1 protein-coding gene is annotated in these 866 nt (G+C 56.8%); it reads right to left on the reverse strand.

Going from position 1 to position 866, the window contains the following annotated elements; all coding sequences use genetic code 11:
• Positions 1-104: 104 nt before the first annotated feature.
• The coding region (locus NW856_RS01510; RefSeq protein WP_414398736.1) for a long-chain acyl-[acyl-carrier-protein] reductase at positions 105-866 on the reverse strand (762 nt) is incomplete at its 5' end.

The following is an 866-nucleotide window of genomic DNA, read 5'->3' on the forward strand; positions in this document are numbered from 1 at the left end:
TACCGCCTAGCGGTTGGTGTCGGGTAGTTTACTCGATTGGTGATTGACCTGACCGGGGCCAGCACCTCTGCTGGGGCTGAGGCTTTCTTCATTTTGAATCTCAATTAGGCTTCGGGCATGAGGGGGCGGAACCCATGCTTGCGGGAAAGCTGCCCGATCAGATCCAATTTCTCAAGGGTGATCAAATTACGGCCCCAACTGAAATTGGTGTGCAGCCCCTCAAACTCCAGTAGCATGGACTCGGCAAAGCAGGCGAAAAGCTGACGGGCCGGGTTGGCCACATTCAAAAACTGCATGATGTTCCATTCAATGTCCAAAGAGTGCTCCACCATCCCCCCGTCAATGACGTAGAGCCCCTTCCGATGCAAGCTGGAGGCGATGTTCTTCGGGTAGCCACCGTCGATGATGACACAGGGATCCGGCAAAACTTGGGGATCGAGGGCCATGCCTTGGCTCATGCTGGCCACCCAAACGATAAAGTCAGCGCGGGGCAGGGCCTCTTCCAGCGAAGAGATCTCCCCCTGCTTGAGCTTGGCCTGCAATTCCTCCAGACGCCGTCGCTCTCGGGCGATGAGCAACAATTTGCCCAAGTGAGTGTGGGCCACCAACCATTGACAAATGGCGCTGCCGATATCTCCGGTCGCCCCCACCACCGCAACCGTAGCGGCTGCCAAGTCCATGGCGTAGCGCTGGGCCGCCAACTGCAGTTGCTGACAGATGATGTAGGCCGTGTGGGTATTGCCGGTGGTAAAGCGTTGGATCTCCAAGTCAATGTTGCGGACTCGCCGGAGACTGTCGAGGCGAAAAGTCTCAAAAATGATGCTGCTAAATCCCCCCAAAGCAGTAATGTTCAAGCCGCGCCGCTG

This window comes from Synechococcus sp. R3-13 (genome assembly GCF_047462195.1).
In the GTDB taxonomy this organism is placed as follows: Bacteria; Cyanobacteriota; Cyanobacteriia; order Thermostichales; family Thermostichaceae; genus Thermostichus.